Annotated in this window: 12 protein-coding genes; 8 read left to right on the forward strand and 4 right to left on the reverse strand. The window is 44.9% G+C overall.

The features are described from left to right. Positions 1-73: 73 nt before the first annotated feature. Positions 74-1,162 carry a ferredoxin--NADP reductase gene (locus H8S84_RS17335; protein ID WP_187068627.1) on the reverse strand — a complete coding sequence of 363 codons (1,089 nt, stop codon included), beginning with the start codon at positions 1,160-1,162 and terminating at the stop codon, positions 74-76. 267 nt (positions 1,163-1,429) lie between these two features. On the opposite strand from H8S84_RS17335, the gene H8S84_RS20160 reads away from it, so the two are divergent. The 3 genes from H8S84_RS20160 (at position 1,430) to H8S84_RS17350 (ending at position 3,665) form a co-directional block, all read left to right on the forward strand. Next, positions 1,430-1,987 carry an HNH endonuclease gene (locus H8S84_RS20160; RefSeq protein WP_187068628.1) on the forward strand — a complete coding sequence of 186 codons (558 nt, stop codon included), beginning with the start codon at positions 1,430-1,432 and terminating at the stop codon, positions 1,985-1,987. Between the two features lie 46 nt (positions 1,988-2,033). Beyond that, positions 2,034-2,732 (forward strand): peptidoglycan DD-metalloendopeptidase family protein, encoded by a 699-nt coding sequence (locus H8S84_RS17345; protein WP_187068629.1) that lies wholly within the window; start codon positions 2,034-2,036, stop codon positions 2,730-2,732. Positions 2,733-2,828: 96 nt separating this feature from the next. After that, a complete protein-coding gene (locus H8S84_RS17350) occupies positions 2,829-3,665 on the forward strand; it encodes a mechanosensitive ion channel family protein (RefSeq protein ID WP_187068630.1) in 837 nt (278 codons plus the stop codon). Positions 3,666-3,725: 60 nt separating this feature from the next. Here the strand turns inward: H8S84_RS17350 and H8S84_RS20330 are convergent, their stop codons facing one another. Continuing rightward, complete coding sequence (locus tag H8S84_RS20330; protein ID WP_187068631.1) at positions 3,726-4,934, reverse strand: ABC transporter permease; 1,209 nt, start codon at positions 4,932-4,934, stop codon at positions 3,726-3,728. Between the two features lie 73 nt (positions 4,935-5,007). Between H8S84_RS20330 and H8S84_RS17360 the strand changes: the two genes are divergently transcribed. From H8S84_RS17360 to H8S84_RS17370, 3 genes are read left to right on the forward strand one after another with little or no spacing between them, the layout of a single operon-like run. After that, positions 5,008-6,222, forward strand: coding sequence for an exo-beta-N-acetylmuramidase NamZ family protein (locus H8S84_RS17360; protein ID WP_230407234.1), 1,215 nt, complete (start codon positions 5,008-5,010; stop codon positions 6,220-6,222). Between the two features lie 3 nt (positions 6,223-6,225). Next, positions 6,226-7,155 carry a methionyl-tRNA formyltransferase gene (gene fmt / locus H8S84_RS17365; protein WP_187068632.1) on the forward strand — a complete coding sequence of 310 codons (930 nt, stop codon included), beginning with the start codon at positions 6,226-6,228 and terminating at the stop codon, positions 7,153-7,155. A gap of 2 nt (positions 7,156-7,157) precedes the next feature. Then, positions 7,158-7,643 carry a dihydrofolate reductase gene (locus tag H8S84_RS17370; RefSeq protein WP_187068633.1) on the forward strand — a complete coding sequence of 162 codons (486 nt, stop codon included), beginning with the start codon at positions 7,158-7,160 and terminating at the stop codon, positions 7,641-7,643. Positions 7,644-7,697: 54 nt separating this feature from the next. On the opposite strand, the gene porU2 is transcribed toward H8S84_RS17370, so the two are convergent. Continuing rightward, the gene (gene porU2, locus H8S84_RS17375) at positions 7,698-12,674 is read right to left on the reverse strand and encodes a putative type IX secretion system sortase PorU2 (protein ID WP_187068634.1); all 4,977 of its coding nucleotides are present in this window, start codon (positions 12,672-12,674) and stop codon (positions 7,698-7,700) included. A 26-nt stretch (positions 12,675-12,700) separates the two neighbouring features. Continuing rightward, on the reverse strand, positions 12,701-13,798 hold the full coding sequence (locus tag H8S84_RS17380) for a putative type IX sorting system protein PorV2 (RefSeq protein ID WP_187068635.1): 1,098 nt from the start codon (positions 13,796-13,798) through the stop codon (positions 12,701-12,703). A gap of 281 nt (positions 13,799-14,079) precedes the next feature. Here H8S84_RS17380 and H8S84_RS17385 point away from each other — a divergent pair, with 281 nt between their 5' ends. Both H8S84_RS17385 and H8S84_RS17390 read left to right on the forward strand, forming a co-directional pair. After that, positions 14,080-14,424 carry a PadR family transcriptional regulator gene (locus H8S84_RS17385; protein WP_187068701.1) on the forward strand — a complete coding sequence of 115 codons (345 nt, stop codon included), beginning with the start codon at positions 14,080-14,082 and terminating at the stop codon, positions 14,422-14,424. Next, positions 14,421-16,949, forward strand: coding sequence for a PspC domain-containing protein (locus H8S84_RS17390; RefSeq protein WP_187068636.1), 2,529 nt, complete (start codon positions 14,421-14,423; stop codon positions 16,947-16,949). The genes H8S84_RS17385 and H8S84_RS17390 overlap by 4 nt, the downstream gene beginning before the upstream one ends. Positions 16,950-16,992: the final 43 nt, after the last annotated feature.

Genomic DNA, 16,992 nt, shown 5'->3' on the forward strand with positions numbered 1-16,992 from the left:
CGAAAGTGCAAAAAAAGAATAGAGCCACAATTAATTTATGTGACTCTATTCTATGTACGTACGCTAAAAAGTATTAACCGATCTCAATAACCACATTACTTGTTAACGGATGGCCTACGCAGTTTAGCACATATCCTTCCTCTAATTCGGCATCAGAAAGCCCTTCCCGCTCATCAAGGTGTACTTTTCCGCTCAGGCATTTGCCACGGCAGGCGGTGCAAAGCCCGGCTTGGCAAGAGTAAGGTAAGTCTACGTCCTGGTCCAAGGCAGCTTCCAGTATAGTCTGGTCTGGCTGTACCTCTACCTGGTATTCTGCCCCCTCATATATGATGGTAACGGTTTGGGTTGTAATCTCACCGTCGTCTTCAGTAGCTAACACATCGCCGTGCTGAGCCGCTTGCTGTTGTTGCTCAATTAGCTTGTTGCTTACAAAGCTTTCCCTAAATATCCTGTCAGCAGGCACGTGCAGCACATCAAGCGCATGCCGCACTTCCTCCATCATTCCCTCCGGGCCGCACATATAGTACACCGCATTGTCCACTTTAGCCAACTGCAGACGCTCCAGTATTTTGATGATCAGGCTCTGGTTCATGCGGCCGCGGTTTTCACAGGCTTGCTTTGGCTGGCTGTAGATGTAGGCAACCTTTAAGCGACCGGCATACTGCGTCTCCAACGCTTGCAGTTGGTCCTTAAAAATAACAGAGTTCTCATCGGTGTTACCATACAGTAGCGTTACCTGGCTGTTTGGCTCCTCGCGTAGCACAGCCTTAAGTATAGACATAAGCGGTGTTATACCACTGCCTGCACCAAACAACAACACATGGCGCTGGTTATCCGGGGCACAGGTAAGACAGAAGTTGCCAATTGGCTGCATCACTTTAATTTCGTCGCCAACTTTGGCATTATCGAGCAGGTAATTGGACATTAAACCACCCGAAACGCGCTTTACTGTTACAGCAAGTCGTGGAGCTTCGTGTGGTGTGCTGCTAAGCGAGTAAGAGCGGCGTATTTCTTTTCCGTCTATGTTCAGAATCAGGGTCAGAAACTGACCAGGCTTATAAGGTATGGCTTGTTTTTCGGGATGTTCGAAGTGAATGGTAATAGCATCTGAAGTCTCGTGGGTTATTTCTACTATCTTCAGATTTAAGTAAGGACTGCTCATTTTGCTATGCTTTATCTCTTAAGAATTTGCTTTTAAACATTATTGAGAGTTGAAAGTTACGATAATAAAGGCTCTTCTTTTAGGATGTCCTTCAAAAAATCAACATTCACTAAATTTTTTCGATATTTAATGTAATTAAATAAATATTAGTTGCAATTGATATAAAAAAAAGATGCACCTTTGTATTGTGCTTTCGAGCATCCCGACGATAGGCTTTACCCAAAGTCTCGCCGCCGCCCTTTGCAATTAAAACTATTGAAAACAATAATGCTCTACAAACTGACACTCAAAAACTGTGAAAAAACCGTAGTTGTCGACGACCGCACCTACGAGTACATCCAAAACAACGCGTACCTGCAGCAGATCGAATTTCTGAAGCACCTGCGCATTCACTCTAACGGCTACGCCTTCTTCCAGAAGAACTGGCCGCTGAAAGACGGCAAGTACCGCAACGAAACCATTTATCTGCATAAGATGATTGGTGAGCAGTTGCTGGAGAAGCCGGAAAGCGACATTAAACTGTATGTCCATTTTATCAACGGCAACAAGTTAGATTGCCGCCGCGAAAACCTGGAGTGGGCTCCGCTCTGCAAAATCGTTAGAAACACCGCCAAAACTGAGAATAAACTTGGTGTACGCGGTGTACACAAAGAGGCGCAGAAGTACAGGGCTATAATTCACTATAACAAGCAGCGAATTAACCTGGGCACTTTCGAAACTTTGCATGAGGCAGCTCAAGCCTACAGTAAAAAATCAGAAGAACTTTTCGGTAAAACCAAGAGCCTTAAAACGCTCTCTAAGTATGTAGAGGAAGAGATGGCATAGCCTCTCCTGTAAACTGCATCTGCGTTTGCCGCGTCTTCATTAACTTATGGAAGATTTAAAAAACCTTAGTAAGATACTAAGCCGGCACCGCCATGACTTTGCGCCTGTGCTGGATGCAGACCTGAACGCAGATGCAGTTTGCACTCTCGACTTTTCCGAAAAAAACACCCACCTGCAGGCAACAGACCTGACAGATACAGATGCCTTTAACCGCACTGTGCAAAAAATGCTGCAGGAGCAAAAGGCAAGTATAGGTGTGGGCGGTTACCTGGAGGATAGGTTTATTTACCGCAGAAGCAAGCACTTTGATGTTGCCGCAGAAAGCCGCAACCTGCACCTAGGTGTGGATGTGTGGCTTGATGCTGGTACCGCTGTGTTCACGCCACTAGATGCCACTGTGCATAGTTTCAAGGATAACAACAACTTCGGAGACTACGGCCCAACTATTATTCTGGAGCACGAATTAGAAGGCATTACCTTTTATACTTTGTATGGCCACCTGAGCCGCGCTTCATTAGAAGGGTTGGAAGTTGGAAAACGCTTTACAAAAGGCGCTAAAATTGCTGAAGTTGGACCATACCCCGAAAACGGAAACTGGCCACCGCACCTTCACTTCCAGGTGATGTGCAGCATGGACGAAAAGTTTGGCGATTACCCAGGAGTGGCTACAACAGCAGAAAAAGCTAAGTATGAGGCACTTTGCCCAAACCCTAATCTGATTCTGCAGTGCCGCCATCTTCCCTGAGTTTGCAAAAACTTTAATTTTTAAGTAAAATGCCATTTTAGGCACTGCTGGGCAGGCAGTGCCTTTCTGTTTTATCACCTTTTTATACTTACCAAAATGTTTGACATAGAAAAGTACAGAGTATTGGCTATCGATTATGTTGTGCTCTATGGCATGAAGCTGGTTTTAGCTATACTTATACTTGCCATCGGAGCTTGGATTATTAAACGCCTAAACCGGTTCATCAGCAACCTGATGATTCGCAAAAATGTGGATCCATCGTTGAGGCCGTTTCTGGGAAGTATAATTGGGGTGGCCCTGTGGGTAGTACTGATTGTGGTAGTAATCTCACAGATAGGCGTTGAGATGACCTCTTTTATTGCAGTGCTTGGATCTGCTGGCTTAGCCATCGGTTTAGCCTTACAAGGTAGCTTGTCTAACTTTGCAGGCGGAGTACTTATACTTACCATCAAGCCTTTTAGGGTTGGTGATTTTATTGATGCGCAGGGCCAAAGCGGAACGGTGCATCTGATCAACATCTTTAACACAGTGCTAAAAACAGCCGACAATAAAACCATTTACCTACCTAATGGTCCGCTGGCATCGTCGGTGGTGGTAAACTACTCTGTAGAAGCTACCCGGCGCGTGGAGCTGCTTTTTACTGTCTCTGTTAACAACGACATCGGCAAAGTGCGACAGCTCATTCAGCAGCTGATAAATGAAGATGAAAGGGTATTGCCGGAGCCAGAGCCAGCCATTGTTGTTACCAACTTTGCCGAGCATGCCATTACCATCAGCGTGCGTATCTGGAGCAAACGAGAAGAGTTCTGGCCGCTATACTGGGATATGACCGAGAAAGCAAAGGCTGCTTTTGAAGCAAATGGAATTGCGCTGCCGGTACCTAGGCGGGAAATGCTGAGTAGTTCTGCTACTAGTAGTCAGGCGACCGTTTAATGTAGTATAAAGTATAAAATAGAAGCCCCGGAAAATTTTCCGGGGCTTCTATTTTATACTCTAATCGAACTTGATCGCTTTTACCGGTTTTATTCGGGCTACCATGGCGGCAGGTATAAGTATAGCCAACATTGTAAGTACCAGCGTAACCACGTTCAGGATTAAGACCATTGAGAAATTCCAGCTGATCGGCACGCGGTCCATGTAGTAGTTTTCCGGGTCAAGTGGTATCAACTCGAAGTAGTACTGCAGTGCGCAAAAGCCTAAGCCTAAAATGTTACCCCAAATCAGACCTTTGATCGTTAAATTGAGGCCTCTGAACACAAATATCTTCCGAATTTGCGCATCAGTGGCTCCAACAGCTTTCAACACGCCTATCATGTTTATCCGCTCTATGATCATGATAAACACAGTAGATACCATGTTGAAGGTGGCGACAAAAATAATCAGTACCAGGAAAATGACAACGTTCTTCTGCAGCAGCTTCAGCCAATCGAATAGCTGGGCATGACGGTCTGTTATTTTCTCGAGTTGCAGGTCGTAGTTCATCTGGTCGAATACCACCTCTGACACCTGGTCTATTTTGTTGAAATCGGTAAGCACAATCTCGATACCGCCAGCCAACGTGTCAGGCCAGTTATTCAGATCACGAATAAGGCCTATATCACCAATTACAAAAACCTCATCAAACTCCTCCAGCCCAGTATTAAAAATGCCTTTTATTTTTAGTTTTCGAGCGCGGGGCGGGTTCTGAATAAAATAGAAGATAGCTTCGTCGCCTACTTCAAGCTTTAATTTAGAGGCAATCGTCTGGCTTATCATTACCTCCAACGATGAGGCAGTATCATTATATGCGATGAGCTCCCCGCTTTTGAGATTTTGCTTCATCGCGCTCAGGTCGTAATCTTCTCCCACACCCTTCAGCACCACCCCCAGCACCTCGTCTTCGGTTTTGATAATGGCAGTTTTACGGGCAAAAGGCTGGATTTTCTTTACCCCTGGTATAGAATCGGTCAGACCGATGTTCTTGCTGATAGGTGCCCCTTCATAAGAGTTGTTGGTATCATACTTCGACACCTGCAAGTGCGATCCAAAGCTGAAGATTTTATCGCGTATCTCGTTACGGAAGCCTTCCAGGATAGCAAAAGACACAATCATGATAGCAATACCTGCTGCTATACTTATAATTGCTATTTTTGTAACCGACGACGTAAACGTGCCGGCCTGCACTTCGGATATTTTATCTGATATATACTTGGAGACGTTCACTCGCGCTTGTTTCTAATCTGCCTTAAAGATAGGTATGAATTTTGATTTCTCCCTTATGACTATGACACAGCCTATGCTATTCCTTTACGCCACGGTGCTGTTAGCATTCAATGCTTGCACCTCAAAGCAGGTTCCTGCCACACAACCTGAAACTACTAAAGCTACAACCGAAGTTGCTGCTACGCCCGCTACAAAACCATTGCAGTTAGGTGCAGAACAGCTCGATTTATACTTGCCTAAGCTTGCTGGCAAACGCGTGGGCATGGTAGTAAACCAAACCTCCACAATTGGGCAAACACACCTGGTAGATACCTTGCTGGCCCGTGGCGTTAAAATCACGACCATATTTGCTCCAGAGCATGGTTTCAGAGGCGAAGCTGATGCAGGTGCATACGTAAAAGACGCAAAAGATACTAAAACAGGCCTTCCGATTATCTCTCTTTACGGCACTAACAAAAAGCCGAAGCCAGAGCAAATTAAGGATCTGGATGTCCTGCTGTTTGATATTCAGGATGTAGGCACACGTTTTTATACTTACATCAGCACCATGCATTACGTTATGGAGGCTGCCGCCGAAAACGGCAAAGAAGTGCTTATACTTGACAGACCTAACCCGAACGGAAATTATGTAGATGGTCCGGTACTAGAGAAAGAGCATACCTCCTTCGTAGGTATGCACCCAATTCCGATCGTACATGGCCTCACAGTTGGCGAACTGGCTAATATGATCAACGGTCAGAAATGGCTGGAGGGGCAGCGCCAAGCGAAAGTAACGGTTATTCCGATGAAGGGATACACGCACAAAACAACCTATTCCTTGCCTGTAAAGCCATCTCCTAACCTGCCAAACGATCAGGCGATTGAGCTATACCCGTCTATCTGCTTTTTCGAGGGCACGAATGTGAGCGTGGGCCGTGGCACACCAACTCCTTTCCAGGTAATCGGCAGTCCAAACTATACGAAGAAGAACTTTAGCTTTACACCAGTAAGTACGCCAGGTGCTACCAATCCTCCTCACAAAGGTGTTGTGTGCTATGGCATGGATTTGACCAAGGTAGCCGTACCAAACAAAGTAGACCTCTCTTACCTGTTGGAGATGTATCAGAACTCTTCAGAAAAGGAGAAGTTCTTCAACAACTTCTTCGAAAAATTGGCAGGCACATTTAAACTAAGAGATCAGGTAAAAGCCGGCAAAACAGAAGCTGAGATCAGAACCAGTTGGGAGCCTGAACTTAGCAACTACAAAAAAATGCGTAAGCAATACCTGCTGTACCCTGACTTCGAATAAAGTATGAAAAATGATTTACGGATAGTGTTTATGGGCACGCCAGATTTTGCTGTGCCTACCTTGCAAACACTCGTTGAGCATAAGTATAACATAGTTGCCGTTGTAACCGCTCCAGACAAACCAGCCGGCCGCGGACAGAAAATTCATCAGTCGCCGGTAAAGGAGTATGCTGTGTCGCAGAACATACCGGTATTGCAGCCAACAAATCTAAAATCGGAAACATTTCTGGAGGAGCTGCGCAGTTACAAGGCAAACCTGCAGATCATTGTGGCTTTCAGAATGCTGCCGGAGGTAGTTTGGAGCATGCCGGACCTGGGATCCTTTAACATCCATGGTTCGCTGCTGCCGCAGTACCGAGGAGCTGCTCCCATTAACTGGGCCATCATCAACGGGGAGAAAGAGACAGGTGTTACTTCTTTTTTCCTGAAGCATGAGATTGATACGGGTGATCTGATTTTTCAGGAACATGTACCGGTGCTGGAGGAGGATGACTTTGGCAGCATGTATGAAAAGCTAAAGTATAAAGGTGCTGAACTGGCGCTGCGAACAGTACAGGCAATTGAAATTGGTGAAGTAATCACGCAGCCACAGATCGTAAACTCCGAAACGAAGCACGCCCCAAAGATATTTAAGGAGACCTGCGAGATAAACTGGAACCAACCGGCTGAGCAGGTGCGTAACTTTATCCGTGGGCTCAGCCCCTACCCTGCCGCCTGGGCTCGTTTTCAGAACAAGAATTTCAAAATTTTTAAAGTAGAGACGCTGGAGAATGCAGGCTATACTTCAGAGCCCGGCACCATCCACTCCGATAATAAAACTTTCCTGCACGTACAAACTGCCGATGGTGCCATTTCTGTACTAGACCTGCAGATGGAAGGCAAAAAGCGCATGCCGGTCCAGGATTTATTAAGAGGGTATACTTTTAACGTGTAAGTATGGTAAGTATAATTGTAGCCACTGCAGAGAATAATGTAATCGGAAAGGACAACCAACTGATCTGGCACCTGCCCGCCGACTTGAAGCACTTTAAGCAGCTTACGATGGGGCACCCGATCCTGATGGGGCGCAAAACATACGAATCTATCGGAAAACCACTGCCAGGGCGTACCTCCATCATCATCACGCGCCAGAAAGATTATAAGGCAGAAGGTTGTATTGTAGCACACTCTGTAAAAGAGGCAATTGCCAAAGCCAAAGAAATAGACGAAAAAGTATGTATTATAGGCGGAGCAGAAATTTATAAACAAGCCTTGCCGCTAACAGACTGTATTGAGCTTACCAAAATTCACCATACCTTCGACGGCGATACATTTTTCCCTGAGATAAAAGAGGACGAATGGACGGTTACCGCTGAAGAGAAGCATGAGCCAGACGAAAAGAACAAGTATAGCTATACTTTCCAAACGCTAAGAAGGAAGTAGTATAAAAGAGAAGCGGCCACTACAAGTAGTGGCCGCTTCTCTTTTTGTATCAGTCTACCGGAGTATGTAAATCTTTCCGTAGCCATTCTTAAAGGATTTGTCTCCTGTTTTATACATGTGTCTCATCCCCTCATCTACCTGCGTCATCACCACACGGTACAGGTAAACCCCGTTGGCAAGTTTATCGCCAAAAGTATCGGTACCATCCCAGGCATACTCTGTTTTGTTATTGCCTATGCGTATCGGCCCTATCTCCTCCTTCGTTATCTCCTTCACAACTTTACCTGTAACCGTCATAATCTGTATTTTGATATGCTCTGGCACCTGGTTACCTGTTAAAGTAAATATAAAGTTAGTCTTAGTTGAGAATGGGTTCGGGAATGGGTAAAAGTTGGTGATTTTAGACTCGTTAACTACTTCAAAACTGATACGATACGGCGAAATTCCTGATGCTTTGCCTGCAGCGTCGCGGGCACGCACTTCCATAGTATGCCTGCCATTTATAAGCTTTTCAGGCTTATACTCCAGTTTAAAATCATTCTTCTCATCTGCCGGGAAGTAACGCACCTCGTTCAGGTTGGCCATCAGATCTACCTCCTGCTCGTTTCCATCCGGGTCAATCATCACCACAGACATCGTAGACGGATCCTTTAAGTGCACGAAGCGATTTTCATCTTTAACGGTTATACTTATCAGCGGGCTTGGCGCCACAAGCTCTCCATCCATAATGTGCATGCCGTCAAAGGCTACATCAAGTATAGGGTGAAGCTTGGTCTTGGCTTTAAATTTAACCTCGTACACGTTGTTAAAGTACTGTTGCTCCGGCAGGATACGCGGGTTTACAAACATGTTAAGTTTATACTCCCCCTCCAACTGAAGCGTAGACATGGCAAATTGGAAGTTAACCGTCTCGTTTGGCCCAACTGGTTTTATCTTAAAACGTTTTACAATAGGATCAGACTTTTCGCCGGTAAGCGATACTTCAACGGTTACTGAATCCTGGAATGCTGTAGAAGTTAAGTTTTGGAAGGCCATCGGCACCAGTATACTTCCCTTCTGAGCCTGCTCTGTGAGTATGGCTTCACTTACTTTAACTAAATCCGGCCTTATTACACCCTCAGGCGCCGCATCATGAAACACAAACCACTCCTTAAGCTGAGGTGCAGACCTATCCTCCAGGTCTTTTAGCTGCGCTTTTAACTTCAATGATGGGTATTCTGAGGCATCTATACTTGAAAGGTCGAAGTTTTTACTGTTTACATCCTCCACCAGTACCTTTTCATCCCCGGCTATGCTCACACCAATTACACTTAGCTTGTAAGAGTCGTTGCCGGCTTTGTAGCGTTCAATGTTGTGGTGCAGGCTCTTCCATTTAAGTGCTGGTCCAACTACTGTAGAGGTAATAGTGCCTTCTGGTTGGTTAGAGTATAGTATATCGTTCATGATAACTTCCTGCGAGGTAATCGGGGTACTATCATCAGCTATTCCTGTTCTTTCGTTCGCTGCACCCGGCGCACTACCTTTTTGGCCAACAATGCCAAAAGGATAACCATTTCTCAGGTTATTGATCAAGGATGAGCCAATAGAGCCAAAAGCAGCTTTTTGGGCAGGGGTAAAGCTATCAAACGGCACGCTATTTACCGTCATTGCCACAACATAATGTCCTTGTGGAACGGTATTCATAAAGTCTACCAATTTCTCACGGTTCGCATCTACGTTCATGTCTCCGAACTCATACAAATATGGGAAGCTAGCACAGTAATATTTTCCCATCCCTTCCACCATCTGCAGCGTTTTTCCATCGATTACAATGGCGAAAATACGCGGTGTGGGAGACGCGCCAGGGTTACCGCACGCAGCATGGAACAGCATTTCACCTGTGAAGAAAAGGCCGTAAGGCGGGTTTGTATACCTAAAGTCACCGCCAACTGTCTTAATGGCGACTTCCGTTTTAGTACGCTTGAAGTTCCACTTTATATTCTGATTGCCTTCATTGGCTACTTTATCAGTTAATGCTTTTTCAAACTGCCCGTAGTGGCTCTGCGACCATCCGTTGCCTGCATTTTGAATATATCGGAAAGAACTGTTCGCCCATACGGTGTCTTCTCCTACTTCATACGTTTTAAACCTTGCCCGCCAGTAATATACAGTACTGTCTGTATCGGACGCACCTTTCGGTAACACAACATCCCAGGATGGCATAAGTGCATAGTCAGTTGTATAGCTCTTTTTAAGTGTGCTGTTAAACGCTTGGGTAGTATCTAGTTCGAAATAATACCCTTTTGTGTTAGTAGCAAGCTGAGTCGCCTGTACAACCAATTTAACATTTGCTGTGCCAACAATACCGTAATTTGAAGGGCTTAAGGCAACTAGCCCACTGGCCGGAAAGTAATGTTGGAAAGTTGCCGTATTGTTAGTTTCATTTAACTCTTCAATCTCATCATTTCCATCCAGCTTTATTTCAAAAGAGTTCATGCCCAGGGCAGCCATTCCTTTATTACCCAGTTTCAGTTGCACTTTCTGCTCCCTTAAAACAGGTCCAATCTTTATAGGGTTGTATATAACGGTAGTATTATCCGGAAGCGTTCTCTTAATCGTAACCACTACTGAATCAGTAATAGCTTTACCTAAGTTCTGCACATTAACAGTTGCTGTAAACTCATTAGAGGTAGCGGTTACTGTTTCTCCGTTATCAGATATAACGGCAAAGCTGTTGTTTTTGAAGAGGTAGTCAGGTTTGGCTGGGTTATAAACTTTAAGGGCAGGATCGCCTTGCAGCGCCATTTCAGCGACCATGGCTATAGCTATATTACTGCTTGTTGTCTGCGCAACACGCTTTACGGTTTCCTGTTGCACCTGTCCTAAGGTAGCTCCATAAAACTGCTCCTCCCGAAATGCTGCAGAATAAAAATAAGAAGTATAAAGATCTAAGAAGTTAGCATAACCTGCACCCACATGTGCAATAAGGGCAACTGCTCCTTTATCAGGCGTGTTCAACCAATCTTCTCCGAACGATACATAGTTTGGGATATATGAATCGCCAACATTACAGCCGTTCATGAGCATGATCGGGTACTTACCTTTGTTCTTATAGTTGTTTACAGCCACAGAAGCATAGCCAATGTCCAAGTCAGTGGTGCCTGGAGAGCTGTGACCAAAGAATGTTATCAATGAAAGCCCTTTATTCAGCTCCTCTGATACATTTACCACCTCTACTACTTCGCTCACATTTTGTCTGTACTTTTCAGTGACCTTGGCACCTAGTAGTGGACCTTCTGCTATAGCAGCATAGGATCTCAGGTAAGTTGCGATCTGGTTTATTTCTCCAATTGTTTTACCCCCGCCTAACTGAAGTATGTTTTTTCGCCAATCAGCACCCACAGTTGCTTCTTCATACTCTTTTACCTTATTCAGGTAGTTGATGATATCGTTAGCAGATGTTGCTGCAATTCTGCCTACTGGTATCGAAAGCCTAAAATTGTTATTTCGGTAATCCATCGCAAAAAAAGCATCTGATGCAGGTGTTCCTCCTGTAGGAACTAGGTCAAGCAGAAACTGGGAAGGATTACGATGGTTAATTCTGTTGTACTCTATACCTTTGCCCAGCAGCAGCAAGTGCTTTGGCCCCGGAGCAGAAGTTAAGTGCGACGTAAATTTCTTAATTGCACTAGGCGAGTATTCACCGTAATGATACTGATTTACAATATCATCCACATACACCAACAACGTATCAAAGCTACCACCCGCTGCTGAGGCTCTATAGGCAGCATACTTTTTAGGTGCTGAAAGCGCATTAACAAGCCTCTTATTACTCACTATGATATAGTTAGCTGTACTCGGATCTATCCTCCTAAAGTTGATTCTGTCAGGTTTGCCAACTGGCACCAGCGGTGTACTTGTATCTGCCAAAAATACTTTATGGGATTTGGCTCCTGTTTCAATTACAAAGCCTTTACCTGCACCCACAACTCTACCATCCACTCTTGCAATATTTCCCATGTCAGAAATATCGTAAGCAACCACAGTAGACGGCATATTACTGAACTCAAAGTATGGATTTTGAGTGCGGGTAGAATCTGTATATAAAAATTTGGAGTTACCCGAGAACACCAGCTTTTGAGGATATGTTAGCTTGCCATAAGCAAAACTAACCGCATTTGCCCTTGTTGCGGTGGGCACAGGTACCACCTGCAGTGTAACTTCTCCCTGAGAATTTATATCACTAAATTCCAGGGTCTTTACATCTCTGGCAAAGCTAAACCAATCATAAGAAAATGAGTTTAGCGTTCTTGGTATTCCAGAAACTACGCTTACACTAAGGTTATGATATTCCTGATAGGCACCAACTGTAGCATACTCTACAACAGGTTTAGGTCCTGTAGTTTCTACATTGTTTACATTAGAAATGCTGTAATTCCTTGGGCTTATAGAATAATGAGAGAACCACCCCTCGCCCTCATCAATCCACGGCATTTTATTAGCGCCGTAAAATTTACCTGGATTAAATCTATCTAAGCTAACATAAACACTTTTCTGTAGATGATATGTCTCCGATGTTTTACCAGCAGCTGAAGGGTTTATTTCACGCACACGCTTACCGGCAGCAGGAGCAACTGTTAAAAAATAAGATGCTGTATCTGTATAAAAGCTATGTAGCTGATGCACCTGGTGTGCAGGATCCTTATATAGTTCCCTATCTAAGGCCCCATCATTCCGCTCACCAAAGAACTCAACATAGTCCTGCTGCCCCAGGTTACCGTCGCCTTCGCCTGCTACGTAAATAGGAATCTCTTTGCCTCTTCGGAATAATTGAATATTGCGAGGATCTGCACCGGCAAGCCCTAAGTTACTTAGATAAGTATAATCCAAGCGATACAAACCTGTCTGCACTACCTTTATTTTGTAGTACGTCTGTTCATGCTTTATCCACTCGTTACCGAAGGTGTGCTGCGCATGTGCAGGAATAACGAAGCCTAGTACACTAAGTATAAATACAAGTATAAACCGCTTGTGCATGAATAATTTATACATTGGCTGTTTAGCAGTTATGATATACATTATTTAAAAGCGTAACCAAAAGAAATAATCACAGAAGAGATACCGCCACTGGACACAGCATTTGACTCTTTGCCATTTACACGCGATAATGCCAAATCAAGATTTAGCCCATGCGACTTGAAGCCCACACCGAAATTCGGCTGCATACGCTTGTTCATACTGCCGTCGAAGTTTTTGGTTTGCTGATAGTTGTTAAAACCACCTCGCACAAAAACAGCATTGGCATATACCAGCTCCATACCAATATGCGGGTCTACCGACATCAGGTCTGACTTGATCAACACATTGCGTTTTCCGTCAAAAGTAAAGTCGATATCTGTGGCAACGAGGGCTGAAAACTTATCGTTGATCTCAAAGCTTTTGCCAACCCCCAGCACCAGGCGCGGTAGGGTCAGCTCTGCAGAACTCTCAGGCAGATCGTTGCCGGTTTGCTGATAGGCTTCTTCAAGTTCCTCTACATTGTGCGTCCAGGCAGTGAAGGTGGTAGTGATATCTTTAGCCATAACGCCAAACTGCCAGCTGCCGCGCTGTAGCTGTGCCCCTGCATCTATACCAAAGCCATAGGCATTGGCAAACTCTCCTACGTTACGGTAAATTAACTTAGCACTGGCACCTAACTGCAGTCCCTCAATCAGGTTGCTACGGCGTGCGTATGAAAGCAGCATGGCATAATCTGCCACAGAAAAGAACCTGATGCTATCGTACTGGATGTAACCATACTCGTTCTGTAAACGCCGTGTATCGGCAATATCGTCTACACCCACCCTAATAATAGATACCCCCAAAGCACTGTTGCTATCCAGTGGCATGGCAAAACTGCCGTAATCATTTTTGGCAATGCCTGCAAAAAGCTCTGAGTGCATCAGGGCTATATTATACTTATATTTTAAGTTAAGCAGTCCTGCCGGGTTCCAGTAGCCAGCTGTGGCATCGTCGGCGATGGCAGCCTGCACGTTACCCATTCCCAGCGCTCGTGCTCCTACACCTATATTCAGGAATTCGTTGCTATACTTTGGAGTTGATACTTGGGCCAATGCAATAGACCAGCAGCCTGAAAATACAACTATGAAGAAAAGGCGAAGGGTGATTCTATTCATACTTCGAAAGTAAAAGTTCTCTCATAACTACTACTAAGCGGATTATCCTACTAATGTGCAGGTTAAAAAGATATTGCCTGTAAAGATGCTCTTCTAACACCTTTTGCCGCAATTTAGTTGACTTTTGCTCAATAATATTTTAGTCCAAAAATACTGATTTAAAATTATAAATCCTGCCTTAGATAACCATTTAAAAAAAGCATCGTAATAATTTTTAAACAGTACCTTGTTTTACATAGTACCTTTTTATATCTTTGCTTCAACATTATAACGGAATCATCATGAAAGTAGAAAACACGCAAGTGCAGATGAGGAAGGGAATTCTCGAATTCTGCATTCTGGAGATTATCTCTCGTGGTGAAGTATATGCGTCCGACATGTTAGAAGAGCTCACAGCGGCAAAAATGATCGTTGTGGAGGGTACACTCTACCCGCTCCTCACTCGCCTGAAGAACGCGTCGCTTCTAGAATACAACTGGGTAGAGTCTACCTCAGGTCCGCCACGAAAATATTACAAGCTCACCGAAACCGGGCAAAAGTTCTTAGATGAGCTTCGCGCCACCTGGTACGAACTAGTTGACTCCACAGAATACATTATCCAAAACAAGAAAGCGCAGCAATCATGAAAAAGAATATAAGTATCAACTTGCAGGGTATCATTTTCCACATCGAGGAAGACGGTTACGAACAGCTAAGCAGATACCTGGCTTCTATCAGAACGTACTTCTCCAACTATGAGGGGCACGAAGAGATTATTGCAGATATCGAATCGCGAATTGCCGAGATTTTCTCTGCCAGGCTTAACCCGGGCAAACAGGTTATATCGCTGGAAGATGTAGAGTATCTGACTGCACGCATGGGTAATGTAACAGACTTCGAGGTGGCAGAGCCGATTGATGAGGAAATTCCTTATACTGGGCAGGCAGCCGGTGGTGCACACAGCACAGCAGGGGCTTATACCACAACCGGCCCTAAAAAGCTTTACCGCGACCTTAACCACAAAGTAGTTGCAGGGGTTTGCTCCGGTATTGCCAACTACCTGGGCATCGATATGGTCTGGATCAGGCTGCTGTTTATTATACTTGTAATCGGTATTCCGTTCTCAGGCGGCATCACTAGCTTTGGCATTATTCTGTACATTGTGCTGTGGATAGCTATGCCACCAAGCGACGCCCTACCCGAAACAACCGTTAAAAAGCTATTCCGTGACCCTGAGGACAAAAAAATAGCAGGTGTTTGCGCTGGTATAGCTAAGTACTTCGGAGTGGATGTGGCTGTGATGCGAATCCTGTTCCTGGTGTTAATCTTCTTGGGCGGCTTTGGTATACTTGCCTACATTGTGCTATGGATAGCTGTACCAGAGGCTGTTACCCTTACAGAGCGTATGCAAATGCAAGGCGATCCGGTTACACTGGCAGGTATAGAGCGTACTCTGAAAGACAACCTGAACATGCGCGACACCAACGGGCACGAGACTCCCTTGGCAAGAATAATCCTGCTCCCGATCAGGCTGATATCTCAGGTTTTTAGCTGGTTGGGTAAATCATTGGGTCCTGTGCTTGCCGTACTGATTACCCTGATACGTGTAGCTGCCGGTATTATACTTTTAGTTGTTTCCATTGGCCTCACCATTGGGCTGTTTTCTGCTTTCTTTGTTTCGCTGGGTGTTATCGATGAGTCGCAGTTTGTAAACCTTGGTGATTTCCCGGCCTCCGTATTGCTCGGGGGCTTTCCCAGGTACGGATTGGTGGCAGGTTTTTTTGTAGGCCTTATCCCGCTGCTGCTGTTAATTATACTTGCAGTTAGCCTGCTAATTAAACGTACCTTCATGCGCCCTATCGTTGGGTGGTCGATGTTTGGTGTATGGCTGGTGGCTTTGTTTACCATGGTTTCCAGCATCTGGATTTACAGCAACAACTTCCGCAGAAGCGGCGAGGTGGTAACTACACAAACCATTCCGGCTACTAGTTACAACACGCTGGTATTAGATGCTTATGATACCAACTTAAGCTACGACAGAGTATACATTGATGTACAGGAGCACAGCGGCAATGAAGTAGAGATTATACAACGTGCTGAGGCTAAAGGCAAAACAGAAGCTGAAGCTCAGGAGAATGCACGCATGGTAACTTACCAAGTGCTGCAAAAAGACTCTGTACTTCGTTTCGACAATACCTATGAGTTTAAAGAAGGTGCTGTTTTTCGTGATCAGGACCTCAACATTGAACTTAGATTACCAAAGAACAAGCCGCTCCGCCTAACACGCGAATTTACTTACTTGCTGCCAACCGCCACTTTCGAAGAGGACTACAGCCGCGACAAAATTGTACGCAACACATGGCAGGTTAAAGGCGATATGTTAGAGTGCTTAACCTGTGCTGCCGATACGCTGGATACTGAAGATGAGTATAACTTCGATGGCGAAGCAAATTTTGAAGGTGATGATGATGTAAACCTAGACATTAGTAGGGGTTCTGTAAAAATCAGTGGAGCTGTGTTACTCGATGATGACAAGTATAGCAGCAACAGCAGATCACTTAACTACACAGACTTTAACTCAATAGTGATTGGTGGGCCTTACCATGTACAACTTCGCCAGGGTAATAACTATAGCGTACGCGTAAGAGGTGAGCGTGACGAGTTAAAGCGTATGGAGATTAACAAAAGAGGAAATGAACTACGCATCACTTACGACGAAGAAAGTATCAATCTTTTTAATGACCGCGAGCCTATCCTGCTGCAAATAACAGCTCCCGACATCAGTAAGATAGATTTGTCTGGCGCCATTAGAGCTGATATTTCTAGAATTACGGGTGATGATTTAAAAATCAGTTTTTCCGGCGCTATTCGCTCCAACACCAGCGTAAACGTGCGTGACCTTCGGGTAGAAATCTCAGGAGCTTCTATTAGTAAGTTTGCGGGACGAGCCGAACGCTTTGAACTTGATGCAACAGGTGCCTCTGGCATAGATGCACAAGGCCTTAAAGCGAACACGGTAGACGTAGATTTAACAGGTGCCAGTGTGGCCGAAGTATATGCAGCTAACACATTAAGGGCAGACGCCTCTGGTGCAAGCAAAATCACATATTCCGGCAACCCTAAAAACACTGTTATCGACAGTTCTGGCCCAAGCAGCGTAAAGCGTCGCTAAAACCAAAAAGAATAACGGCAGATTCTTTGTACTAAAGCCGATG

The organism is Pontibacter cellulosilyticus (assembly GCF_014306105.1).
Taxonomy (GTDB): domain Bacteria; phylum Bacteroidota; class Bacteroidia; order Cytophagales; family Hymenobacteraceae; genus Pontibacter; species Pontibacter cellulosilyticus.